This is a genomic window from Kurthia sp. FSL E2-0154, assembly GCF_038003625.1.
GTDB classification, from domain to species: domain Bacteria; phylum Bacillota; class Bacilli; order Bacillales_A; family Planococcaceae; genus Kurthia; species Kurthia gibsonii.
Map to the genome: position 1 here is coordinate 1,516,676 of NZ_JBBOPO010000001.1, position 24,665 is coordinate 1,541,340.

General features: G+C 37.0%; 26 protein-coding genes, 1 tRNA gene and 1 riboswitch. Of the genes, 10 read left to right on the top strand and 17 right to left on the bottom strand.

All coding sequences use genetic code 11. The annotated features are described in order from the left end of the window. Positions 1-211: 211 nt before the first annotated feature. From MHB75_RS07465 to MHB75_RS07475, 3 genes are all read left to right on the top strand, one after another. Positions 212-712, top strand: a complete 501-nt coding sequence (locus MHB75_RS07465) for an Lrp/AsnC family transcriptional regulator (protein WP_087680366.1) — start codon at positions 212-214, stop codon at positions 710-712. Next, a complete protein-coding gene (locus tag MHB75_RS07470; protein ID WP_340996841.1) occupies positions 712-1,884 on the top strand; it encodes an aminotransferase in 1,173 nt (390 codons plus the stop codon). Before MHB75_RS07465 ends, MHB75_RS07470 begins: the two co-directional genes overlap by 1 nt. 171 nt (positions 1,885-2,055) lie before the next feature. Beyond that, the gene (locus tag MHB75_RS07475; protein WP_340996843.1) at positions 2,056-2,781 is read left to right on the top strand and encodes a 3-ketoacyl-ACP reductase; all 726 of its coding nucleotides are present in this window, start codon (positions 2,056-2,058) and stop codon (positions 2,779-2,781) included. Positions 2,782-2,896: 115 nt separating this feature from the next. On the opposite strand, the gene MHB75_RS07480 is transcribed toward MHB75_RS07475, so the two are convergent. Together MHB75_RS07480 and pruA are read right to left on the bottom strand one after the other, a co-directional pair. Next, positions 2,897-3,199: an antibiotic biosynthesis monooxygenase family protein gene (locus tag MHB75_RS07480; protein WP_141274193.1), complete on the bottom strand. Its 303-nt coding sequence runs from the start codon at positions 3,197-3,199 to the stop codon at positions 2,897-2,899. A 163-nt stretch (positions 3,200-3,362) separates the two neighbouring features. Next, a complete protein-coding gene (gene pruA / locus MHB75_RS07485; RefSeq protein ID WP_340996844.1) occupies positions 3,363-4,907 on the bottom strand; it encodes an L-glutamate gamma-semialdehyde dehydrogenase in 1,545 nt (514 codons plus the stop codon). 181 nt (positions 4,908-5,088) lie between these two features. Between pruA and MHB75_RS07490 the strand changes: the two genes are divergently transcribed. After that, positions 5,089-6,417, top strand: a complete 1,329-nt coding sequence (locus MHB75_RS07490) for a helix-turn-helix domain-containing protein (protein WP_340996847.1) — start codon at positions 5,089-5,091, stop codon at positions 6,415-6,417. 220 nt (positions 6,418-6,637) lie between these two features. Here the strand turns inward: MHB75_RS07490 and MHB75_RS07495 are convergent, their stop codons facing one another. Further along, positions 6,638-7,615, bottom strand: coding sequence for a proline dehydrogenase family protein (locus tag MHB75_RS07495; protein ID WP_340996849.1), 978 nt, complete (start codon positions 7,613-7,615; stop codon positions 6,638-6,640). A gap of 352 nt (positions 7,616-7,967) precedes the next feature. Here MHB75_RS07495 and MHB75_RS07500 point away from each other — a divergent pair, with 352 nt between their 5' ends. The 4 genes from MHB75_RS07500 to MHB75_RS07515 all read left to right on the top strand — a co-directional run bounded on the left by MHB75_RS07500 (position 7,968) and on the right by MHB75_RS07515 (position 10,789). Next, positions 7,968-8,687 (top strand): metal ABC transporter ATP-binding protein, encoded by a 720-nt coding sequence (locus MHB75_RS07500; RefSeq protein WP_340996851.1) that lies wholly within the window; start codon positions 7,968-7,970, stop codon positions 8,685-8,687. 1 nt (position 8,688) lies between these two features. Then, positions 8,689-9,531, top strand: a complete 843-nt coding sequence (locus MHB75_RS07505) for a metal ABC transporter permease (protein ID WP_340996853.1) — start codon at positions 8,689-8,691, stop codon at positions 9,529-9,531. Next, positions 9,528-10,463 (top strand): metal ABC transporter substrate-binding protein, encoded by a 936-nt coding sequence (locus tag MHB75_RS07510; RefSeq protein ID WP_340996855.1) that lies wholly within the window; start codon positions 9,528-9,530, stop codon positions 10,461-10,463. The genes MHB75_RS07505 and MHB75_RS07510 overlap by 4 nt, the downstream gene beginning before the upstream one ends. Positions 10,464-10,639: 176 nt before the next feature. After that, the gene (locus MHB75_RS07515) at positions 10,640-10,789 is read left to right on the top strand and encodes a hypothetical protein (RefSeq protein WP_340996856.1); all 150 of its coding nucleotides are present in this window, start codon (positions 10,640-10,642) and stop codon (positions 10,787-10,789) included. Between the two features lie 73 nt (positions 10,790-10,862). On the opposite strand, the gene MHB75_RS07520 is transcribed toward MHB75_RS07515, so the two are convergent. After that, on the bottom strand, positions 10,863-11,009 hold the full coding sequence (locus MHB75_RS07520) for a hypothetical protein (RefSeq protein ID WP_170214772.1): 147 nt from the start codon (positions 11,007-11,009) through the stop codon (positions 10,863-10,865). 163 nt (positions 11,010-11,172) lie between these two features. On the opposite strand from MHB75_RS07520, the gene MHB75_RS07525 reads away from it, so the two are divergent. Beyond that, entirely contained in the window at positions 11,173-11,643 is a 471-nt protein-coding gene (locus MHB75_RS07525; RefSeq protein ID WP_340996858.1) for a hypothetical protein, read from the top strand. Between the two features lie 983 nt (positions 11,644-12,626). On the opposite strand, the gene MHB75_RS07530 is transcribed toward MHB75_RS07525, so the two are convergent. The 10 genes from MHB75_RS07530 to MHB75_RS07575 all read right to left on the bottom strand — a co-directional run bounded on the left by MHB75_RS07530 (position 12,627) and on the right by MHB75_RS07575 (position 20,033). Beyond that, a complete protein-coding gene (locus MHB75_RS07530) occupies positions 12,627-12,869 on the bottom strand; it encodes a hypothetical protein (RefSeq protein ID WP_141274542.1) in 243 nt (80 codons plus the stop codon). Positions 12,870-13,369: 500 nt separating this feature from the next. After that, positions 13,370-13,443 (bottom strand) — tRNA-Arg (locus MHB75_RS07535). A gap of 72 nt (positions 13,444-13,515) precedes the next feature. Further along, complete coding sequence (locus MHB75_RS07540; RefSeq protein WP_340996860.1) at positions 13,516-14,031, bottom strand: metallophosphoesterase; 516 nt, start codon at positions 14,029-14,031, stop codon at positions 13,516-13,518. 21 nt (positions 14,032-14,052) lie between these two features. After that, positions 14,053-14,637: an XTP/dITP diphosphatase gene (locus MHB75_RS07545; RefSeq protein ID WP_141274540.1), complete on the bottom strand. Its 585-nt coding sequence runs from the start codon at positions 14,635-14,637 to the stop codon at positions 14,053-14,055. A 221-nt stretch (positions 14,638-14,858) separates the two neighbouring features. Continuing rightward, complete coding sequence (racE, locus tag MHB75_RS07550) at positions 14,859-15,653, bottom strand: glutamate racemase (protein WP_141274539.1); 795 nt, start codon at positions 15,651-15,653, stop codon at positions 14,859-14,861. Between the two features lie 25 nt (positions 15,654-15,678). Continuing rightward, positions 15,679-16,131, bottom strand: coding sequence for a MarR family winged helix-turn-helix transcriptional regulator (locus tag MHB75_RS07555; protein ID WP_068452098.1), 453 nt, complete (start codon positions 16,129-16,131; stop codon positions 15,679-15,681). Between the two features lie 112 nt (positions 16,132-16,243). After that, the gene (locus tag MHB75_RS07560; protein WP_068452095.1) at positions 16,244-16,681 is read right to left on the bottom strand and encodes an acyl-CoA thioesterase; all 438 of its coding nucleotides are present in this window, start codon (positions 16,679-16,681) and stop codon (positions 16,244-16,246) included. A 154-nt stretch (positions 16,682-16,835) separates the two neighbouring features. Beyond that, the gene (sdhB, locus tag MHB75_RS07565; RefSeq protein WP_141274536.1) at positions 16,836-17,603 is read right to left on the bottom strand and encodes a succinate dehydrogenase iron-sulfur subunit; all 768 of its coding nucleotides are present in this window, start codon (positions 17,601-17,603) and stop codon (positions 16,836-16,838) included. 2 nt (positions 17,604-17,605) lie between these two features. Further along, entirely contained in the window at positions 17,606-19,357 is a 1,752-nt protein-coding gene (gene sdhA, locus MHB75_RS07570) for a succinate dehydrogenase flavoprotein subunit (RefSeq protein WP_340996862.1), read from the bottom strand. Positions 19,358-19,421: 64 nt separating this feature from the next. After that, positions 19,422-20,033: a succinate dehydrogenase cytochrome b558 subunit gene (locus MHB75_RS07575; protein WP_141274535.1), complete on the bottom strand. Its 612-nt coding sequence runs from the start codon at positions 20,031-20,033 to the stop codon at positions 19,422-19,424. Between the two features lie 274 nt (positions 20,034-20,307). Between MHB75_RS07575 and MHB75_RS07580 the strand changes: the two genes are divergently transcribed. Then, on the top strand, positions 20,308-20,739 hold the full coding sequence (locus tag MHB75_RS07580) for a YslB family protein (protein ID WP_340996865.1): 432 nt from the start codon (positions 20,308-20,310) through the stop codon (positions 20,737-20,739). Positions 20,740-20,902: 163 nt separating this feature from the next. Here MHB75_RS07580 and MHB75_RS07585 read toward each other — a convergent pair whose 3' ends face one another. The 3 genes from MHB75_RS07585 to trxA form a co-directional block, all read right to left on the bottom strand. After that, positions 20,903-22,138, bottom strand: coding sequence for an aspartate kinase (locus MHB75_RS07585; RefSeq protein WP_340996866.1), 1,236 nt, complete (start codon positions 22,136-22,138; stop codon positions 20,903-20,905). 105 nt (positions 22,139-22,243) lie between these two features. Then, positions 22,244-22,419: riboswitch (Lysine riboswitch) on the bottom strand. A 54-nt stretch (positions 22,420-22,473) separates the two neighbouring features. Next, positions 22,474-24,249 (bottom strand): excinuclease ABC subunit UvrC, encoded by a 1,776-nt coding sequence (uvrC, locus tag MHB75_RS07590; RefSeq protein ID WP_340996867.1) that lies wholly within the window; start codon positions 24,247-24,249, stop codon positions 22,474-22,476. Positions 24,250-24,318: 69 nt separating this feature from the next. Then, positions 24,319-24,633, bottom strand: a complete 315-nt coding sequence (trxA, locus tag MHB75_RS07595; RefSeq protein WP_068452072.1) for a thioredoxin — start codon at positions 24,631-24,633, stop codon at positions 24,319-24,321. Between the last annotated feature and the right edge of the window lie 32 nt (positions 24,634-24,665).

Sequence of the window (24,665 nt, forward strand, 5' to 3'; positions counted from 1 at the left end):
GTTTTTTCACTTAAGTTTATTATGAAATGTAGCAATTAAAGTTATATAACGATATAAATTCACATAGGTATAACGTCTTATTTTCCAACAAATTACCACTGCTCTATAACAGATAGACTAATTTTAGAAAATTTCTATTTTTTTATGTTCCTATAAGCTTTTCTTGTATTATAATAAGAAAAAATAAATGTTATACATGAGGAGATTTTATATGAAACTAAATGCTCAACAGATTGAGATTATTGAAATTTTAGAAAAAGATGCACGTATGCCTTTAGAAGATGTGGCAAAAATGGTGGGGTTATCTTTAGAAGAAACAACAGCAATTGTCAAGCAATTAGAAGACGAAAAAATCCTTGTTCGCTACATCTCACTTGTTGACTGGACAAAGGTTGAAGAACATCCTGGTGTGCGTGCAATGATTGATGTGAAAGTAACACCAAAACAAGGTGTGGGTTTCGATGATATCGCAGAACGTATTTATCGTTTTGACCAAGTTCAATCGGTTTATCTTATGTCAGGTGTCTATGATTTATCTGTTATTGTGGAAGGTAAATCAATGAACGAAGTTGCAAACTTTGTTTCACAAAAACTTTCAACACTTGATTCTGTTATTTCAACAACAACACACTTTATCCTAAAAAAATATAAACATGATGGCACTGTTTTAGAAACGGGTAAAGAAGATCAACGAATCGTGGTGTCACCTTAATGACATTAACCAAAAAATCTTACGTATCGAAAATGGTGAATGAACTTAAGCCATCAGGTATTCGCCGTTTTTTTGACCTTGCAGCAAGCATGGAAGGTGTCATTTCACTTGGTGTAGGTGAACCTGATTTTGTTACGCCTTGGCATGTGCGTGAAGAAGCCATTCGCTCGCTTGAGATGGGTTACACAGCCTATACTCCAAATGCTGGGCTACTTGAATTACGTCAAGAAATTGCACATTATATGGAAAAAGAATTTGATGTTTCATATCATCCTCAGAATGAAATTATCGTTACAGTTGGCGCAAGCTCCGCAATCGATATTGCGATGCGTACCATTTTAGACCCGGGAGACGAAGTCATTGTTGTTGAGCCATGTTTCGTATCCTATGTTCCAATGGTCGAACTTGCTGGTGGTAAAGCCATTACAGTTCAAGCAACAAAAGAACATGATTTTAAAATCTTACCGAGTCAATTAGAAGCAGTCGTTTCTGAGCGTACAAAAGCGATTATGTTATGCTCTCCTAATAACCCAACAGGTACGATGCTAAATAAAACTGAGCTTGAATCTATTGCACAGTTTGCAATTGAGCACGATGTACTAATTATCGCCGATGAAATTTACGCTGAACTCGCTTATGATGAAGACTACACAAGTATGGCAGCCATTCCTGGAATGCATGAGCGTACGATCTTAGTATCCGGATTTTCTAAAGGCTTTGCAATGACAGGATGGCGTTTAGGTTTTGTTTGCGCGCCTGAACCAATTGCTGAAGCAATGCTGAAAATCTTCCAATATCAATTAATGTGTGCTTCTACGATGTCGCAATATGCGGCAATCGAAGCGCTGAAAAATGGTCGTTCAGAAGTTGAAAAGATGGTGAAAAGCTATCGTCGCCGTCGTAATTTCATCGTCCAATCTTTCAATGATATGGGGCTTACATGCCACAACCCAGGCGGTGCATTCTATGCATTCCCTTCAATTAAATCCACTGGACTAACATCACAGGAGTTCGCTGCACAACTTTTACAGCAAGAAAAAGTAGCTGTTGTACCAGGTGATGTTTTTGGTGAAAGTGGAGAAGGTCATATTCGTTGTTCATATGCTGCTTCACTTGAACAGTTACAAGAGGCTTTAAAACGCATCGAACGTTTTATTCAAAACTTTAAATAGTTATAATCGGAATCATATTTCTATATGGTTCCGATTTTTTGTGTAGTCGTATTGAATGCGAGTATGGATAAATGGTGTATTTCATGCCAATTCATAAGCATATTTCTTTTTTTTATTTCCAGAAAAGCATATACTACTAAGTGTAGAACAGAAGCGAAAGGATTGATAAATTTGCCACAATCACTAGAAGGTAAAGTAGCATTCATTACAGGAGCAGGACGAGGTATTGGTCGTGCTGTAGCAGAAGCATTAGCAAAACAAGGTGTAACAGTTGGGCTACTTGCTCGTACAGAACAACAAGTGAAAGAGGTAGCTGAAAAAATCATCGCTGATGGTGGTAAAGCTGCTTTTGTAACTGCAGATGTGACAAATTTAGAAGAAGTCGATGCAGCAATTGATTCACTAACAAAACAAACAGGTAAAGCAGATATTCTAATTAACAATGCAGGAATTGGTGAGTTCGGTACACTGTTAGACCAAGACCCATTAATATGGAAGAAAATTGTTGATACAGGCATTTTCGGTACGTACCATGTAACCCATGCAGTACTACCACAATTAATCGAGAAAAATGAAGGCGATATTATTAATATTTCGTCTACAAATGGTCTAAATGGCGCCGCAACATCTACTGCTTATTCAGCTGCTAAATTCGGTATTATCGGCTTAACTGAGTCATTAGCTCAAGAAGTACGCCGTAATAATATTCGTGTTACAGCACTTGCACCAAGTACGGTTGTAACAGAATTAGCACGTGAATCAGGATTAATTGACGAGTCAAAAGTAGATCGCATGATGCATCCTGAAGACTTTGCAGAAGTAATTGTTAACCAATTAACATTACCAAACCGTATTTATGTAAAACAAGCAACAATTTTAGGTACAAATCCATACTAAAAAAGAAAATACAATCTCTTAAGCATAAAAAACTGGAATCGCGCTGTGGTGCGGTTCCAGTTTTTCGTTGCGAACGCTAGTGAAATATCTTGTCCCAGCTTGTTTTTTATTTGCTTTATTGTACTTCATACATTGCAACGTCTACGTTTACAATATATTCTGGCTTTTCTTTACCACGATTATTGCGGTGTCCCGCAATGTGTTCTGGGCTTTTCTCCCATGCTTTCCATGCTTCTTCTGACTCCCAACGTACCATCATAATTACTTCTTCTTCACCACGACGTACTTTCTTTTGAAGAACGGTTTTATCAATAAAGCCAGGTTGTTGCTCCACTAATCCCCCACCCTGCTTAAATTTTTCAACTACAAGATGGCCATTTCCTTCTGTTACAGTAAAGCGACGTAATTGTACAATCATATGTAATCTTCCCTTCTTTTCCAATTATCTTTATCTTACTAAATAAATTGAATCACTGTCAATGAAAATGATTATCATTATTATTTAAAGATAGTTAGTTTGAGTTTCTACCTATTATATATACAAAAACTAGCATCGTAAAAATACGATGCTAGTTACATGATTAAAACATTTCTGAAGTTGTTTTAGCTTGCATGTGTAATTGTAAGTAATCTGGTCCGCCTGCTTTTGAGTCTGTACCTGACATATTGAAACCACCGAATGGTTGGTAACCTACAATCGCACCTGTACAACCGCGGTTGAAGTAAAGATTTCCAACATGGAATTCTTTACGTGCTTTTTCTTGATTTAAACGATTTTTCGTAATAACTGCACCTGTTAAACCATACTCTGTATCGTTTGCAATTTGAATTGCTTCATCAAAGTCTTTTGCTTTTGCAATCGCTACTACTGGTCCGAAGATTTCTTCTTTCATAATACGTGCACTTGGCGCTACATCTGCAAATACTGTTGGATGTACAAAGTAACCAATTGAATCGTCTGCTGTTCCACCTACTAATAATTTACCTTCTGTTTTACCAATTTCGATATATGAAGTAATCTTTTTAAACGCTGCTTCATCAATTACTGTTGCCATGAAGTTATCTGGGTTTGTTGGATCACCAATTGTTAATTCTTTTGTTAATTCTGCTACACGCTCTACTACTTCATCGTACACATCTTCTACGATGACTGCACGAGAACAAGCTGAACATTTTTGACCTGAGAAACCGAATGCTGATTTCACAATTGATTGTGCAGCTAATTCTAAATCTGCCTCTTTATCGACAACAATTGTATCTTTACCACCCATTTCAGCGATGACACGTTTAATCCAAATTTGTCCTTCATTCAGTACTGAAGCACGTTGGTTAATACGTAGACCTACATCACGAGAACCTGTGAATGATACGAAGCGTGTGCGTGGGTGGTCAACTAAGTAGTCACCTACTTCTGCGCCAGAACCTGGTACATAGTTCACAACGCCGGCTGGAAGACCTGCTTCTTCTAATACTTCGATGAATTTATAAGCAACTACTGGTGTTGTAGAAGCTGGCTTTAATAATACTGTGTTACCAGTTACAACTGCTGCCACTGTTGTACCAGCCATGATTGCAAACGGGAAGTTCCATGGTGAGATTACAATCCCTACCCCTAGAGGAATGTAGTCGTAACGGTTGAATTCGCCTACGCGACTCTCTACTTTTTGACCGTCTTTTAAACGAAGCATTTGGCGTGCATAATATTCTAAGAAGTCGATTGCTTCTGCTGTATCTGCATCTGCTTCATTCCATGGCTTACCTGCTTCAAGTGTTAATAGTGCCGAGAATTCAAATTTACGACGACGAATAATTGATGCCGCTTTGAATAATACATCTGCACGAATTTCTGGTTCTACTTGACTCCACATTTTGAATGTTTCATCTGCTACTCGCATCGCTTTTTCAGCTAAATCTTTCGTTGCTTTTGAAACTGTACCAATTACTTCTGTTTTCTTTGCTGGATTGTAAGAAGTGATTTGATCTTCAGTCGTTACACGTTCGCCACCAATAATTAATGGATATGCTTGACCTAAGTAACCTTCTACTGTTGCTAATCCCTCTAAGTACGCTGCTTTATTCTCTTCTTTTGAAAAATCTGTAAATGGTTCGTGTTTGTATGGAATCATGTATATTTCCCCCTTGTTTTTGAAGTGCTAAATTATTTTGCACATAAATTTCTCAACTAAGTATATAATGCAATATTACTTAGCATTAATCAATAGGAATTTTCTAAATTTTTTAAAATCCCCTCAAAATTTTTAAACAGATGGTAAAATAAAGGGAAGAAGTGCGATACAGGAGGAACATATGGAAAAGCAAAAACTATTACATATCTATCAATACATTATCGAACAAGGTGATACAGGCATTCGTGTTGTAGATGTAGAAGGAAACCTCGTCATCTATAATCTAAAGATGCGTGAACTTGAAGGCATCGAAACGATTGACTTCGAAAATCACCGCGCTCATGAAATTATTGATTTCGAAAATGAGCAAAGTGAAATTTACCATGTACTACAATCTGAAAAGCCATTAATTAACCATAAAAAGACATTTTGGAACAAGAAAAATCAAGAAGTCACCTATATTAGCAATATCTATCCCCTGTATGAACAACAAGAATTAATCGGGGCTGTAGAATTCGCACGCGATATTACACAACTCGAATTTATGATGTACCGTCCTCTTCGAAGGTACGGTGCGCCACTAACATTTGATATTATTACAGCCATTTCTACTGTCATGAAAGATGTCATTCAAAAAGCGAAAATTGTGGCACTAAGTAAGATGCCTGTTCTACTCATTGGCGAATCAGGAACAGGAATTGATATGATTGCGGAAGGCATTCATCATGATTTACAACAACCAAACCAAGCATTTGTTACGATGATTTGTCGGCGCGATGAAGAAACCATTTTAAAACAGTTTGAAAAATATATCGCAAAAGAAGAGCACACTACGTTCTTCGCTGAGCGCATTGAATATTTATCTATTGAGGCACAGGAGAAAATTGTAGCTTTATTTGAACAGCATCCAAACCATGGACATATGATGATTGCGAGTGTTGGTAAAGATCCAATTGATTTAATTCAGGAACAGGCACTTTCTAAAAATCTGTATCGTCTTTTTTCATCGATTACAATTTATATTCCGCCACTACGCGAGCGAAAAGAAGATATTATGCCGTTCATTAACGACTATTTCCAGCGTCATCGCGATCAATATGGCTCGTCTATCGAAGCACTCTCTCCTGAAGTAACGGAATTATTTTTAAATTATGATTGGCCTGGTAATTTAAAAGAGCTTGAAGTTCTTCTTGATGAAATGACGAACATCATTACAACTGAAACCGTCATTGATGTAAACTTACTCCCACCTCATTTCAAGTGGAAAATTCAAAATAGCTTACCGACGGAAGAACAAAATTCAAGTGAGTTATTTATTATTGAAAACTCGAACGACCTTCGCCCTCTCGACCACTACATGAAAGAAGTTGAGGCATATTACATTACAAAAGCACTTGAAATGTATGATGGGAATATTTCTAAAACAGCCGAAGCACTTGGCATTCGCCGCCAAAGCCTCCAATATCGCATGAAAAATTTTCAAATCGACGCAAAACAGTTTGTGAAGTAGTAAGGTTTAGAGGAATTAGAAGACCTCAATTGACTTGTTTCATGTGAATTCGAACATTCATACAGCAAAACGGGGCATTCGATTAAGGTGTTGGGGCATTCGCTCGGTAGTTCGGGGCATTCGTCGATCAAAACGGGACATTCAAGAGCGGAAATGGGTCACTCACCTAAAAAATTGCATACAAAAAGGAGCCGCCATCATGTGCGACTCCTTTTTTAAATTACTTTTTCGATTTTTTTGATAAGCGACCTAGTAAGAATGTTGCTGCACCAACCGCAAGAACTGTATTTGTCTTTTTGTTGAATACTTGTTTCGTTACAAGGGCCATATTTTGTGGACGTTCTGCTAAACGACGCATGAAATATCCATACCAGTCATTACCGAATGGTAAATATGTGCAGAAATTATAGCCTTCACGTGCTAAATCGTATTGCATTTCTTTACGGAAGCCGTATAACATTTGGAACTCGAACTTGCTATTTGGAATATTGTTGTCTTTTACGAATTTTTTCACATGATTGATTACGTTATGATCGTGTGTCGCAATCGATGTGAACTTGCCATTTAATAAATGCTGTTCGATTAGACGTAAATAGTTTTGATCGATATCTTCTTTTGATTGATATGCTACTTCTGGACTCTCTTTGTACGCACCTTTTACAATACGTAATCGGAAATTCTTATATTTTTCAATGTTTGCTTCTGATTCGAAGAAGTACGCTTGAATTACCGTACCTACATTGTCATATTCTTTGTGTAGTTCTTCAAGTAAGCTGAATGAGCTGTGAAGACGTGCATAGTTTTCCATATCGAAGTTTACGAAAATACCATATTGATGTGCTAAGGCTACAACTTCTTTTAAGTTTTCATAGCAGAAATCAACATCGATATCTTGACCTAATTGAGATGGTTTTAGTGAGATATGCGCATCTAAGTTTTCATCATGAATCGCTTGAATCACTTTTAAAATATTCTCTTTTGCTTCTGTTGCAGCTGACTTTTCAAATACAAATTCCCCTAAATTATCTACTGTACATGAAATGTTCGCCTTGTTTAATTCTTTAATTGTTTTTACTACTTCTGGAATTGTTGTACCTGCTACAACACTTTGTGCCCCCATACGTAAACCGTATTTTTGTGCCATTCCGTTTAATAATTGATTTTCAGATAAATACATAAATACATCACGTAATGCCATGAAAATTCCTCCCTAACACCCTAAATTTGTTTGCAACGAGATTATAACACTATATTTTTCGAAATTAAAAGAACAATTTTTATTTTTAAAAAAAGAAAAAGAAAAAAATTATTCTAAAATCCTTGATACACCTAGCTTTCAAAGACAACAAATTTTTTTCTTTGTAAACGCTTTTTTACGCTCTTACTTCATGCAATCTATTATTTTTCTGAAAAAACAATTTACTCGATGTAGTATATCTATTTACAAATTAAATGAGAACCTGTATCATATGATTAAAGTTTCTTTAAGGAAACATTTTTAGTTAAGGTGAATATTATTTTATATAAGAAAAAGAAAGGGTTGTAGGCAAATGTTAACTGTTCAAAACTTAACCGTCTCTTATGGTGGTAGTCGTCCAGCTGTTGAAGACGTATCATTTGAAATTAAAAAACCTGCACTCATCGGGATACTCGGTCCAAATGGTGCAGGCAAATCAACATTAATCAAAGGTATTTTAAAATTAGTATCGAGTAAAGGAATGGTCTTATTCAATCAACAACCATTCAGTAAAATACAACGAGAAATTGCTTACGTTGAACAAAAAAGTGCGATTGATGATACATTCCCTATTACCGTACGCGAATGTGTCTCTTTGGGTCTCTACCCTAAAATGAGTTGGTTTAAAAAAATCTCGAAAGCACAGTGGGAACAAGTCGATGCCGCTTTAGAAAAAGTGAATATGCTATCTTACAAAAATAATCAAATTGGTGAGTTATCTGGTGGTCAATTCCAGCGCGTATTAATCGCACGAACACTTGTACAACAAGCAAAATTCATCTTTTTAGATGAACCGTTTGTAGGAATTGATGCGACAAGTGAACAAGTCATCATGTCTCTACTTCGTGAACTACGCGATGAGGGAAAAATGGTGCTAATTGTGCATCATGACTTAAGTAAAGTCGATGATTATTTTGATGAAATTCTTATGATGGACCAACATCTTATCGCTAAAGGTCCTACAAAAGAAACATTTACAAAAGAACAGCTTGCTAAAACATATGGTGCTGCACTTGGATTAGGGGTGTTATAACATGTTCTCAAACTTCATTGATGGACTAACTAATTATGAGTTTTTACAAAATGCACTGGTCACATCGATTGTAATTGGTGTCGTTGCTGGTGTCGTTGGTTGCTTTATTATTTTACGCGGAATGTCTCTTATGGGGGACGCTATTTCACACGCAGTACTTCCCGGTGTCGCCATCTCGTATATCTTTAGTATTAATTTCTTTATTGGCGCTATTCTATTCGGTCTTTTCGCATCCATTATTATCACATTCATTTCGAACAATAGTAAAATAAAGGGCGATACAGCGATTGGAATCACCTTTAGTTCGTTCCTAGCACTAGGTGTTATTTTAATAGGATTTGCGAACAGTTCAACAGATTTATTCCATATCTTATTCGGGAATGTTTTAGCTGTTCAAGATGTTGATAAGTGGTTAACTATTGGTATTGCTACGATTGTACTTATCGTTGTATGGCTTTTTTTCAAGCCATTACTACTCACCTCTTTCGACCCAAATATGGCGAAAGCATTCGGTGTACGCGTTAATGCCTACCACTATTTATTAATGGTACTTTTAACTGTTGTATCTGTTACAGCGATGCAAAGTGTCGGAACCATTTTAATCGTAGCTCTACTCATAACACCTGCTGCTACTGCTTACCTCTATACAAAGAGTTTACGTAACATGATTTTCTTATCCGCCTTTTTCGGAGCGCTCGCTTCAGTAATCGGCTTATTCATTGGTTACTCATTCAATTTAGCAGTCGGTTCGACAATTGTTCTAACCGCTACTAGCATCTTTTTAATTAGCTTTTTAGTATCACCAAAACAAATTCATTTAAGAAAGAAGGTTCTTCGTTCATGAAAAAATCAACTATTTGGATGAGTCTTATATTGATTTTATCCATCGCTCTTGCTGCATGTGGTAGCGGCGAAGCAAAAAAAACAGAGATAGATCGTAAACAAGTTGTTGTTACAAACTCGATTTTATATGATATGACGAAAGAAATTGCAGGCGATAAAGTCGATGTACATAGTATTGTACCTGTCGGAAAAGACCCGCATGACTATGAAGTATTACCAGAAGATATTAAAAAAGCAACGGATGCTGACTTAATTCTTTATAACGGTTTAAACCTTGAAACAGGTGGTGACGCATGGTTCACAAAATTGATGAACAATGCAAATAAGAAAGAAAACCGCGATTACTTTGCTGTATCAGAAGGTGTTGAACCTCTTTATTTAGAAGGCAAAAATGCAGATGGTAAAGAAGATCCGCATGCATGGTTAAGTCTTGAAAACGGTATGATTTACGTCAATAACATTACACAAAAATTAGTGTTATTAGATAAGGATAATAAAGACTATTATGCTAAAAACGCTGCAGATTATACGCAAAAACTAATGAAATTACACCAAGAAGCGAAAGAAAAATTTAGTAAGATTCCAAAAGACAAGCGTATGGTTGTCACAAGTGAAGGTAGTTTTAAATACTTCTCTCTTGCATATCAAATTCCTTCAGCTTACATCTGGGAAATCAATACAGAAGAAGAAGGTACACCAGATCAAATTAAAAATTTAGTTGACCAATTACGCAAATCAAAAGTACCTGCCCTATTCGTTGAAAGTAGCGTAGATGATCGTCCAATGAAGACCATTTCAAAAGAAACAGGTATTCCAATTCATGCAAAAATCTTTACAGACTCTATTTCTGAAAAAGGCGATCATGGCGATAGTTACTACAACATGATGAAATGGAATTTTGATCAAATTTATGATGGCTTAATGAAAAAATAACACTTTTTAAAGCAGCGAGATAATTCTCGCTGTTTTTATTTATTAACTATTTATTCACATCATAATATTCCCCAGGAAATAAACGATTGTGAAGTCATTACGACGGGTATAGAGCCCCATAGAATAGTTGCTCTAGGAGGAAACTATATGGCAAATCGTATGTATAGAATTGGCGTATGGTCGTACTCAAAAAGACTTTAAAAATTAATAAGGCGTATGATGGTTTACTGTATTTTCAAGATACAGATGATGAATTGGGTCATGAACCTTTTCTGATTATAGACGGTGTGAAAAATCGTGCTTATACCGTTCGTGATTATGATTGAAGGATTGAAGGACACATCGGTGAAGTAGAGGAATGAAAGAAAGACTGCGACAATTCACTGTCACAGTCTTTTATTATGATTTTTTTGCTTGTTTTTTCTTCAAGTATAATTCACGCATCTTCTCCATCTTCTCTTGTTGGTTTGTGCGTGCTGGCTTTTGCTTCTCATGATATTTTGTCACCGCTGCTTGCCCTTTTGTATCTAATTGATATTTCCCCATTGAACTCACCTACTTTTTTTCAATGACTCTATTATACATGGAATTAGAGGTAAATCATAGAAAGCTCGCTATTTTTTTAACCCTTACTAAAGTCATATTATACCGTTTTCTCATTACAGATGATGGAATATTTGTTAGACTAATAGAAAGGAGTGAACCGTTTATGATGTTTCTAATCGTTATGGCATTATTTTTATTTGGTATTATGGCGTTATCAGGTGTCATCCTACTAATTTTAGCCATTATCCGTCCAAAATCACGCAATACAAAATTCATCTTACCTATCGTTTTATTAGTCATCTCAGGTATTGGAATTGCTTCTATGATGAGTCTATTTTTTATTACACCTAAAGATGGAACTGTGCAAGAGTATGAAAAAACAGAGAAGCTTACACAAAATATGACGATTGATGGAAATGCAGCGAAAGTGTTTATTGAAGTTCCAAAATCAGCGGAAACACTTGATTTTTCAAAACAAGCAGATCAAATCGTACAATCTGTACAAAAAGAACATGCAAATGTACGTAAAGTAATTATTCTTTGGAATCGTGAAGGTTCCAATCAAAAAATAGCGAAATCTACATTCCATAAAGAAGGACAGGATTTCGTGTTAGATTATGAATGGTCTGAATAAAAAGTAAGAGGCTCTGGGATAGCTCCCTAAGCCTCTTTTTTTATACATTCTTTTGCTCTTGCCACATACTTAAAATGCCGAGTATTAATAATAAACAAACACCTGTGAATGTCAAAGATGACCATGTTAATCTCGGGTCGAGTAATTGAAAAAAAGAAGGTGAAAACAGGAATGAAGCACAGCGACATCATGACGATGAACGTCTCACAATATTGAATTCCCTTTTGTAGTAGATACATGGGAATTAATACGCCCATTATGGTGACCATCGTAATCCACGCGATATTTTCGAGAAAATAAAGTACCAATGTATCATATGTAGCGATAAACGACAGAATAATAATAGCGATAAAACGCTTCGACAAAATCATCGAACTGCTCCAACCAAGTGTACTTAATTGTTTTGAATAGATGGTACAAAGAACAACTCCAAGGGAGTAAAACGATTGGTCCAATCAGGGAACTTTCAGCCGATGATTCCCCTCTCTTTCGATCTTCGCTCAAACACCTCATACCCTCTTCCATGCTTTTGAATTTGAAATTAGTAACTAACTTAACCCATTCATTTTCAATTGTCAAATTTTTGAATTTTTTAAATGAAACATCAGATTAAAAATCTATAATTAAATTCCTTTTTTGTAATTAACGATATTATTAGTATAATAAAAAGGAGGCATTTATGAAAAAATATCTTTTATTAATTATTCTGGTTCTCTTTTTCGGTATGAATATTTTAGCGTATATAAGTCGTTTCAACCTGCTCAACACTATACAAGCTTTTCTCAACCTAGCAATCATTGTGACCATTATGATTTTTTATCCTCTCTATGATTAAAAGAAGAGGTAGTTGTACTATATCATCTAAAACTAATCCAATGTAGTACATCCACCCAAGTCTTTACTGCAAGGCAGTAATTATTATTTGGTAATTTAGTATATTACTTCTTTTTGATAATTTCTAGCATTATATAGTATTCTATTGATTACCATTCTAAATCAGGTACTCTTTCAATAAATTTTTTTCCATCAATAATTCCATTCGCAAATAATTCTTCAGCTGTTCGGAACTCTTGTGTGTATGAATCCTTAGAACGTGTTAATAAATAGCTTTTTTCTTCACCATATAGTCGACTTATCCACCATTCTTCTGATTTATATGAAAAGCTTAGTTCTTGTTCTTCATTTACTATTCCTTCTTTAAATTCTTTCCACTCTTTTTCGCTCACTTCTTTCACCTCTTCAATTTAATTGTTTTAATTGTTTTAATTGTTTTAATTGTTTTAGTAGCCTTTAGAATCGTATTATCATTTATGTCGATTGGGTTGCTTTTAGGATCGCCATGATTTGTATAATGTATATCTATATCAATTTTTTCCATAGTACCTTCTAGTATTCAATTTTCCATCTTTATAAAAATTTTTTGTTAATTTTTTCAAAACCAAATCTTCCTTTAACTATAATAATTATAGGTCGATTTAAATAGAATATGAAAAAAGAGTATTTTTGTTTCAGATAATTTTTTTACTTTTTACTTTTGGTCATACAAAAAAATCTTCCTAATATTATTAGGAAGATGATTACATAAGCTTATTCTTGTTATAATCCATTTTAAAAAAGTAAGAAGGGATTATTTTAAGGATTTTACTGTATTGTTCTAATACTCATTATAATCCCTTCACGTTTGACAAATCCTTATACACCAAGGATTTAAACTCTCTAACTTGTATGTCCCAGGAGGGATTCGAACCCCCGACCGACGCCTTAGAAGGGCGTTGCTCTATCCAGCTGAGCTACTGAGACAGTGTTGCTTGAGAAAAGTGAATTTCTCAAGGACAATATTTATTATAGACAAAGCTAGATAATATGTCAACATTATTTTTTTGGTATAGAAAAATAGTGTTGTGAAATGATTTGTTGGTCGGGTGTTTTGAATGTGACTGTCAATTCGTCTTGCTCTTCTTCCCATTCAATTGTTGCATAGCTCTTCGGATTGCCGCCTCTTGGCAACAACAGACTTCCTGGGTTTAAAAAGAGTGTGCGTCCTACTTGTTGTGCGCCGAGTACGTGCGAGTGTCCGAACAATACGATGTCTGCTTCTACTTCTTGCGCTTTATAATCAAGTGGTGTCAGCGTCATTTTAATATTGTATAAATGCCCATGTGTCATGAAGATACGGCGTTCTCCAATTGGTACAACGAGTTCATCTACATAGTCAGAATCAAAGTCGCAGTTCCCTTTTACGCGGTACATCTCGTGAAAACGAGAATCATCATAACTTAACTCACTGTCGCCACAATGAAAGAAAGCATTTGCTCCCTGTTCTTGCTCATATACTTGTTCAATGATTTCTGCATTACCATGTGTGTCACTTAACACAACCACTTTCATCTAGCCAACCACCTTATCGAATTAGAGATTGATTTTTTCTTGTAATAGCTTGAGTGCATTACCGCGATGTGAAATTGCGCCTTTTTCAGCTGGTGACATTTGCGCCATTGTCAGTCCTTTTTCAGGTACGTAGAAAATTGGATCATAACCGAAGCCATTGTCGCCGCGACGTTCTTCTAAAATAATGCCTTCACATGTGCCGAATACTGTTTGTGTTGGATAATCTGGGCCTGTGATGGCTAGACAGCAACCAAAGCGTGCTGTGCGTTCTGCTTCCGGTACACCTTGTAAATTCTTTAATACTTTCTCGATATTTGCGTCATCGTCATGGTCGCCTGCATAACGTGCTGAATACACGCCTGGCTCGCCGTTTAACGCGTCAATCATTAGTCCGCTATCATCTGCTATCACAAGAAGATTCAACGCTTTAGAGAGTGTTTCTGCCTTTAAAATGGCATTCTCTTCAAATGTTGTTCCTGTTTCTTCTATTTCCATATCTGGCGCTACGTCAAACATCGTTACGACTTCATAACCAAGCGGTCCAAAGATTACTTCAAAATCTTTTGCTTTCCCTTTATTCTTTGTGGCAATTACTACTTTTTTCATTCTTCCTTACCTCCCGTACAATGTATGTCTATTTTAGCATAAACGGTGCATAGACACGAAAAAACATGCTGGAACAAAACCTGTCACTTCCTTTTTTTAGCATTCGCAACGAAAAACTGGAACCGCGCCACAGCACGATTCCAGTTTTTCTTATGCTCATGTGGGATATGTTTTTTGTACTTATTTCCCAGCATATTTTTATTTTGCATATATGTATGCAATTATAATTCAATTTTCTCTGCTTGCAGCTCAGGAAGCTGTAGCCAGTCATCTACAATCTGTTGAAACATCGGTACAGATCCTGTTGCAAAAAAACGATGCTTCGCATGGTGTGTCGATTTGTTTTCTAGATTGTAATATGCAAGTAAATCTTTTGCATGGAGCGCCGTCTCTTTGGCGGATGACACAACATGTATATCTTCTCCTACTACTTTCTCAATAAGATGTTGAATAATTGGATAATGCGTACAGCCTAAAATCATCGTATCATAAGAGATTGTTTTCAATGGAGATAGCACTTCTTCTACAAGCTTTTCTGCAAAAGGTCCTTCATATTGACCACTTTCAACCATAGGTACAAGGGGTGGACATGCAAGCGAATAGATTTGGCTTTTAGAATAAAGCGAACTAATCGCTTCCTCATACGCGCCACTCTTTACTGTCCCAACTGTTGCGATGACCGCAATTTGGTGGGTTTTTGTTTCTTTCATTGCAGCCATAGCACCTGCATTAATTACGCCAATCACAGGGAAGTCACAGGTTTTTTGAAGTGGTTCAAGCGCTACTGCTGTTGCTGTATTACAAGCAATAACTAGCATCTTGATTCCCATCTCTTTTAACTTCTGTGCCATCTGTGTTGTAAACTCCACTACTTGTTTTGCCGTTCGTGGTCCATATGGACATCTGGCTGTATCGCCAATATAATAAATCGTCTCATTTGGTAGATAGCGAAGCATTTCTTTTGCAACGGTTAATCCACCTACACCCGAGTCAATCACACCGATGGGAGCATTCACACTAACCGCCTCTAATCTTTTATTGTTAATCTTCATTCATACGAACGTATAATTTTTGTAATAGTTCCGATAACTGTTGGATTTCCTCATTTTCAAAATCACTTACAATATCAACTAAATATAATTGTCTTTTTTCGATTACTTCTCGAATAATCTTTTCGCCTTCTGGTAAAAGATGAATGCGCACGACACGTCGATCTGCTGTGTCACGAACTCGTTGTACAAGCTCATTCTTCTCCATACGATCGATTAAATCCGTCGTTGTACTAAAAGCTAAATACATACGATTTGATAAATCTCCAATCGTCATATCACCTAATTCATCAAGCCATTGTAAAGCGATGAATTGTGGTGGGGTAATCGTGTAATTCGTTAAAATTTCACGTCCCTTTTGTTTAATAATCGCTGCAATGTGTCTTAAATCTTTTTCTAGTATACAGATATTTTGTGCATTTACATCGAAACCTTCTTCAGCCATTTAGTTCACTCCTATTTCGTACATAGTATTTCCATATACGAATGATCATTAATTATATTGTGAATGTATTTCTGAAAATTGGCAAGTCATGTCGTATAAATTCTTAAAAAACTTAATGAATTCGTTGGATTTGTGGCATGGACCACTTCTCTGCCCTTCCAGTATGTGCATTCATTTGAACGAGTGTACCACGTCCTGTTAGACGTACTTCTCCATTCACGACACCCATATAATGAATGTCTACTGATGAACTACCCAATTTTGCAAATTTCGCAAACATTTGAATGGTCTCTCCAAAGAAAATTTGCTTTAAAAAATCACATTGTAAATCAGCTACAACAGGAACAATCGGTGAATCAGGTGAAAGATTGGCTCCTACTAATTCATATTCTTTCATTAAAGCAATACGCGCCTGCTCAAAATAGACGAATGGAACTGTATTATTCAAATGTCCAAATAAATCGGTTTCTGAAAAGCGCACCTCAATATCAATTGAAAATGTAAACTCTTTTTGCCATGCTTCAAAATCTTGAATATAACTCTCTTTCATCTTTCATCCCTCCAAAATGAATAGTTATTCATATTGTAACAAATTTCAAGTTCTTTGAAAAAGAATAGCCTTTCGTCTGACGAAACAATCAAAAAGCAGGAACCGCTTATAGGCGATTCCTGCTTCGAATTACAACGTAAAATTACGTATTAAATTAGTCAACCATATGGTCAGAACCGAAGAAGTTTCTGAACATTTGAACTGTTGCTGAACGGTTAAGTGAAGCGATAGAAGTTGTCAAAGGAATACCTTTTGGACAAGCTACTACACAGTTTTGAGAGTTACCGCAGTTAGCTAAACCGCCGTCTCCCATGATTGCATTTAAACGTTCGTCTTTATTCATTGCACCTGTTGGATGTGCGTTGAATAGACGTACTTGAGATAATGGAGCTGGTCCCATGAATGAAGAGTGAGAGTTTACGTTAGGGCAAGACTCTAAGCAAACACCACAAGTCATACATTTTGAAAGTTCGTAAGCCCACTCACGTTTACGCTCTGGCATACGTGGACCTTCACCTAGATCGTAAGAACCATCGATTGGAATCCATGCTTTTACTTTTTTAAGTGAGTCGAACATACGAGAACGGTCGATTTGTAAGTCACGAATTACAGGGAATGTGCTCATTGGTTGTAATTTTAATGGTTGTGGTAACTTGTCAACAAGTGCTGAACAAGATTGACGTGGACGACCATTGATTACCATTGAGCAAGCGCCACATACTTCTTCAAGACAGTTCATATCCCACGTTACTGGTGTTGTTTTCTTACCATCAGCAGTTACAGGGTTTTCACGAATCGCCATTAATACCGAAATTACGTTCATATTTGGACGGTATGGTACTTTGAATTTCTCCCAATATGGTTGAGAATCAGCGCTATCTTGACGTTGTACTTCAACATCTAACATTTTTTGTTCTGCCATGATTAGTGAGCACCTCCAGTATAGTCACGTTTACGTGGTTTAATCATTGAACAATCTACTTCTTCATAAGTGATGATTGGATCGAATGAAGGTGTGAACTGCGCAATTGTTGTTTTTAAGAAGTTGTCATCGTCACGTTCAGGGAAGTCTGGTTTGTAGTGTGCACCACGAGACTCATCACGTAATAATGCTCCTTTAGCCATAACACGTGCAAGAGCAAGCATGTTTTTCAATTGGCGAGTGAATTGAGCACCTTGGTTAGACCATTTGTTTGTATCATTGATGTTAATGTTGTTCCAACGTTGTTGTAACTCCTCTAACTTCACTAATGTTTTTTCTAAACGGTCGTTATGACGTACAACTGTTACGTTTTCAGTCATTAATTCACCAAGTTCTTTGTGTAATAGGTAAGCATTTTCTGTACCATTAAGTTTTAGAATTTCTTCCCATTTCTCTTCTTGTTCTTTTACTGCTGCAGCGTAAAGTTCTTCTGGAAGATCTTCAACGTGCTTATCTAGGCTCTTAATATATTCAGTTGCTTTTGGACCTGCTACTGAACCACCGTAGATTGCAGAAAGTAAAGAGTTTGCACCTAGACGGTTACCACCGTGTTGAGAGTAATCACACTCACCAGCAGCGAAACATCCAGGAATTGTTGTTTGTTGATCGTAGTCTACCCATAGACCGCCCATTGAATAGTGAACAGCTGGGAAGATTTTCATTGGTACTTTATGTGGATCGTCACCAACGAATTTTTGATAAATCTCGATGATACCGCCAAGTTTAATATCTAACTCGTGTGGATCTTTGTGAGATAAATCTAGGTATACAACGTTTTCACCGTTGACACCAAGTTTTTGGTTGATACATACGTCGAAGATTTCACGAGTTGCAACGTCACGAGGAACTAAGTTACCGTACGCTGGATATTTTTCTTCTAGGAAGTACCAAGGTTTACCGTCTTTGTATGTCCAAATACGGCCACCTTCACCACGTGCTGATTCTGACATTAAACGTAGTTTATCGTCGCCAGGGATTGCAGTTGGGTGGATTTGGATAAATTCACCGTTTGCATATTTAGCACCTTGTTGATAAACAATCGATGCAGCAGAACCTGTGTTGATCATTGAGTTTGTTGATTTACCAAAGATAATACCAGGGCCACCTGTAGCCATAATTACAGCATCAGAACGGAATGCTCTGATTTCATGTGTAGTTAAATCTTGTGCTGTAATACCTTTACATACGCCATTCTCATCTAATACTAGACCTAGGAATTCCCAGCCTTCGTATTTCTTAACTAGACCTTCAACTTCCCATTTACGAACTTGTTCATCTAGTGCGTAAAGAAGTTGTTGACCTGTAGTCGCGCCTGCGAATGCAGTACGGTGATGTAGTGTACCACCGAAACGACGGAAATCAAGAAGACCTTCTGGTGTACGGTTGAACATAACACCCATACGGTCAAATAGATGGATGATACCAGGTGCAGCATCACACATTGCCTTTACTGGTGGTTGGTTTGCTAAGAAGTCTCCACCGTAAACAGTATCGTCAAAGTGAATCCATGGAGAATCCCCTTCACCTTTCGTGTTTACAGCGCCATTAATTCCACCTTGCGCACATACAGAGTGTGAGCGTTTAACTGGAACTAATGAGAATAACTCAACTTCAGTGCCTAGCTCAGCAGCTTTCATAGAGGCCATTAAACCTGCTAGACCTCCACCAACTACTATTAATTTACTTTTCGCCATTTTTCCTCTCACTCCTCGTTCAATTAGTAGTCAAGCGCTTTCATGCTTTCGTTATAAGAGTTAATTACGCGAAAGCTAAAATCGCCATTACGCCAACTACTGATAACAGTACAAAGAAAATCATTGTAATGTAAGTTGTAACTTTTTGTGATTTTGGAGATTGAATAAGTCCCCAGCTTACTAAGAATGACCAAATACCGTTTGATAAATGGAACGTAGCTGCAATGATACCAACAATGTAGAAAATAAGCATTCCTGGATTTGATACAACGTCAGCCATTAAGTTGTAATCAATTTCGGCACCATTGATTGTTTTTTGTAAACGTGTTTGGAAGATGTGCCAAGCGATGAAAATCACAAGGAAAATACCTGTTACACGTTGTAACACGAAGAACCAGTTACGAGTTGTTCCGAAACGGTTCAAGTTTGGTTTCGCAGTGAACGCAATGTATACACCATAGAATGCATGGAACATTAATGGGATATAGATTACTACCCACTCAACGATTGGTAAGAATGGAAGACTTTCCATTGTAGCTGAAGCTTTGTTGAATGCTGCTTCACCGTTTGTAGCTGAATAGTTGATTAACAAGTGGACCGTCACGAACAGACCTACAGGAATTAGACCTAGTAGAGAATGTAGACGACGCCAGTAAAACTCTCGATCTTTCAACAAGACTGTTACCCCCCTTAATACTTAAAGTAAATCCGAGTCAAAAACTTCACGACTAATTTGTCTGACATTCTTTGACTGTTTACTTTATCATGGTACAATATTATGACAAGTTCATTGTACTCCCACTCCCAATGAACGTCAAGGTTACCAACGTTTTTCAGCAGTATCAATTACTCCGAAAAAATAGTATTAAAGTCTATTTTTAGCTATTTGAAAGCGTTTTTTTCTAAAAAGGACAAAAATTCGACAAAAAATATGAAAGAAGGATTTACACATGTCTACGATGGAAATGAAAAATATTACAGCTTTTGGTTACGAAATTATTCGCGACCATATTCTCTCAACAATTGTTGGTAAAAATGAGGCGGATATCCTCTACTGGTGCGGTAAAGAAACTGCACGTAAGTTCCCACTACTTGAAATTGAGGAATTACCTGCCTTTTTCGCTGAGGCGTCATGGGGTGTTCTCGAGCAAACGAAATTAGGTAAGTCGGAAGCAATCTACGTCTTAACAGGCGATGCAGATATTTTAAAATTCGATCAGCGCTGCTTCCGAATTGAATCGGGTTTCATCGCTGAACAAATTCAAAAACATAATGGCTTCTTAACAGAATGTTATGAAGAAGTAGATGTAAAAAAAGGTCGTGTGACATTCCAAGTAAAATGGGATTTAAAAGACCCAATTCATCAAGAAGAAGTCAAATAATGCGTACATACAAAAAGAGGATGGGACAGAACATCTCATTTTCCTTTTTTAGAGTTCACAACGAAAAACTGGAACCGCACAATAGCGCGATTCCAGTTTTTCTTATGCTCATGTAGGATGGTGTTTTTACACTTATGTCCCATCCTCTTTTTGTTTTATTTATTTAATTTTGCATTCCTACTGCTACTTTTGATAATTCAAACTGTTCATGTAAGGCATTCGCCGCTTTAAACATCTCTTCTTGTGGTACAACGACAGATACTTTAATTTCAGATGTGCTGACCATTTTCACTGGAATGCCTAATCTAAATAAGCAATCGAACATCGTCGCTGCAACACCTGGATTGGATGCCATACCTGAACCGACAATGGACACTTTCGCAAGTTCTAATTCATGGTCAATATAGTCATAACCTAATGTATTTTTATATTCTTTTAACACATTTAATGTTTCTTCTAATTGTTCTTTTTTCACTGAAAATGATACCGTTGGTGATGCGTTTGGAATGATGGATTGTACAATGATGTCCACATTGATATGGTGCTTCGCTAATGTTGTGAAGATATTTGCTAATGACCCCATATATGCTTCGCTAAAATAAACTGTTAAACGAACGATTTCTCCTTCGAATGCTACTCCTCGTACAACTAAATCTTTTTCCATTTGAACTTCCTCCTTTAAAACGGTTCCTTCTACTTGTTCATAACTTGAACGAACAGACATGGGCATTTGATAATTTTTCGCTAATTCAACAGAGCGTGGATGTAAAACACCTGCTCCTAGATGTGCTAATTCGAGCATTTCATCATAACTTAATTCTGTTAATTTACGTGCAGTTGGTACGAAGCGTGGATCACTTGTATAAACCCCATCAACATCGGTATAAATATCACAGCGTTCTGCTTGAATGGCAGCTGCAATCGCGACAGCTGTTGTATCTGAGCCACCTCGACCAAGTGTCGTAATATTACCTTCATGATCAATCCCTTGAAAACCTGCTACAACGGCTACTTTCCCTTCATTTAAACAGGTCGTGATTTTCTCACAATCAATCTGTTCAATGCGTGCATTACTCGCAACATCATCGGTCATCATACCTGCCTGCCACCCTGTAAAAGACTGCGCAGGTACATCGAATTGGTGAAGCGCCATCGTCAGTAAAGCTGTTGTAACTTGTTCACCTGTAGATAGTAGTACATCCATCTCACGTTTTGATGGATGTGTCGATACATGATTCGCCATCTCGACTAAATGATCTGTCGTTTTTCCCATTGCTGAAACGACAACAACCACTTTATTCCTCACTTCCACTTCTTGTAAAACTCTTTTCGCTACATTTTGAATACGTTCCGGTGTTGCCACCGATGTGCCACCAAATTTCATAACATAAGTTCCCATACGTTCTCCCCCTACATATTGTAATGTGGGTTCTCTCAATAAAAAAAGCAGCCAAACATCGAAATGTTGGGCTGCTTATGCATGTCTATTCAAAAATGAACATTCATGTGAGATAGCCCTCCAGAGTGTACACTCTGACAATTCTGCATTTATTCAATACAGAACCAGCAATGAAGTCGTAGTTCCTTCATCACTTCGGCAGTTTCCCCTTTCACCTTTTTTCACTGAGTTACTACACTCTCAAAAAGGCTACTCTTGACACCTGCTCCTCTATCATCACTTTTTCAGTGATTTTTAATTAACGTTACTTTATCACAATATTTGGCAAAAGACAATTATTTTTTCAGAAAATGCGCAATTACGGCACTAGCCAGATTTTTCGGTAATCCAGCAGCAATTAATTCTTCTTCTGTTGCCTCTTTAATTTTTTTCATCGAACCAAAGTATTTTAACATTTGTTGTTTCCGCTTTGGTCCAACACCTGGAATGTCATCCAGTTGCGAAGTGAGTGCATTCTTCTCACGTAATTGACGGTGAAAATTAATCGCAAATCGATGCACTTCATCTTGAATACGTTGCAGCAAATAGAACCCTTCACTCGTTCTTTTCAGTGGAATAATCTGTGGCGGATTACCATAAAGTAACTGGGCTGTCTTATGCTTATCATCTTTTGCAAGACCTGCAATCGGAATATCAAGACCTAGTTCATCTTCAAGTACTTCACGCGCGACTTCCATCTGCCCTTTCCCACCATCTGTTACAAGTAGATCTGGAAGTGGTAGTCCTTCTTTTACAACACGTTGATAACGTCTTCTTAATACTTCACGCATCGCACCATAATCATCATGCGCAGAAGCTGTTTGAATTTTAAATTTACGATAGTCTTTTTTACGCGGGCGACCATCTTCAAATACAACCATCGCAGATACCGTATCCGACCCAAAAATATGTGAGTTATCAAATGCTTCAATGCGAAGTGGTGTTTGAATATTCATCGCATCACCTAGCTCTTCACACGCACCAATTGTTCGCTCTTCTTGGCGCTGTAGCATATTAAATTTCTCATCAATTTTCACATGCGCATTTTGTGTTGCTAAATCGAGCATTTCTTTTTTATAGCCGCGATGTGGCGCATGTACTTTAATGTCTAAAGCCTGTTGCAACATCTCTGCGTCCACTTCTTTTGGTATGATAATTTCAGACGGTTTTAAATGGTTCGCTTCTTCATAAAAACGCGCAATAAAAGTTGTAAATTCATCTAGTGGTTCACCATATGAAGGGAATAATGATACATCGCGCTCAATCAACTTCCCTTGACGAATAAAGAATACTTGAACACACATCCATCCTTTATCCACTGCAAAACCAAAAATATCACGATTCGTAAAGTCCGTCGTCTTCGTAATTTTTTGTTTCGCCATAATTTGATCGATATTCGCAATTTGATCGCGCAACTCTTTTGCTCGTTCAAAATCGAGTGCTTCAGATGCTTTATACATCTTTTCCTCTAGTTCCGTCTTTACATGCTCATGTCCGCCATTTAAAAAGTCTGTAATCTCTTGAATCATCTCTTTATACGCATCTTTTGGTACATCTTTTACACAAGGGGCTAAACATTGTCCCATATGATAATATAGACAGACACGATTAGGCATGACATCACATTTTCGCAGTGAATAGATACGGTCTAATAGCTTTTTCGTTTCTGCTGCTGCATAAGCATTCGGGTAGGGTCCAAAATATTTTGCACGATCTTTCTTAACTTTTCGCACCATTAACAAACGTGGATGCGGTTCATTTGTTATTTTCAAATAAGGATACGTTTTATCATCTTTTAACATGATGTTATATTTTGGATCATGTAATTTAATTAAGTTCAATTCAAGTAAAAAAGCCTCTAAATCAGAAGATGTTACAATGTAGTCGAAATCGACAATCTCTGAAACAAGGCGTGCTGTTTTCTCATTATGCGAGCCTGTAAAGTAAGAGCGCACACGATTTTTCAGTACTTTCGCTTTACCGACATAGATGACTGTTCCTTGACGATCCTTCATTAAATAGCAACCTGGTTGGTCAGGGAGAACAGCTAATTTTTGTTTGATTTCGTTCATTTCATCACCTTCAAAAAAAGAGACTGTACCTGTTATGCAGGACAGCCTCTATTCAAGTTTAATTCACGATTACATGTGTTTAGCTAGTAAATCTGCTAAAGCTTCTTTCGGGTGGAAGCCAACTGTTTTATCTACTGGTTTACCATCTTTGAAAACAAGTAGTGTTGGGATTGACATGATGCCAAATTGAGCAGCTGTCTCTTGGTTTTGGTCTACATCCACTTTTACGATTGTTGCTTTACCATCTAAATCTGCATCTAGTTCTTCAAGAACTGGTGCAATCATTTTACAAGGTCCGCACCAAGTAGCCCAAAAGTCTACTAGTACTACACCTTCTGCTACGTCTTGTTGGAATGATTCGTCTGTTGAATATACAATTGCCATAATTTATTTCCTCCTCTTATATAAACGATATG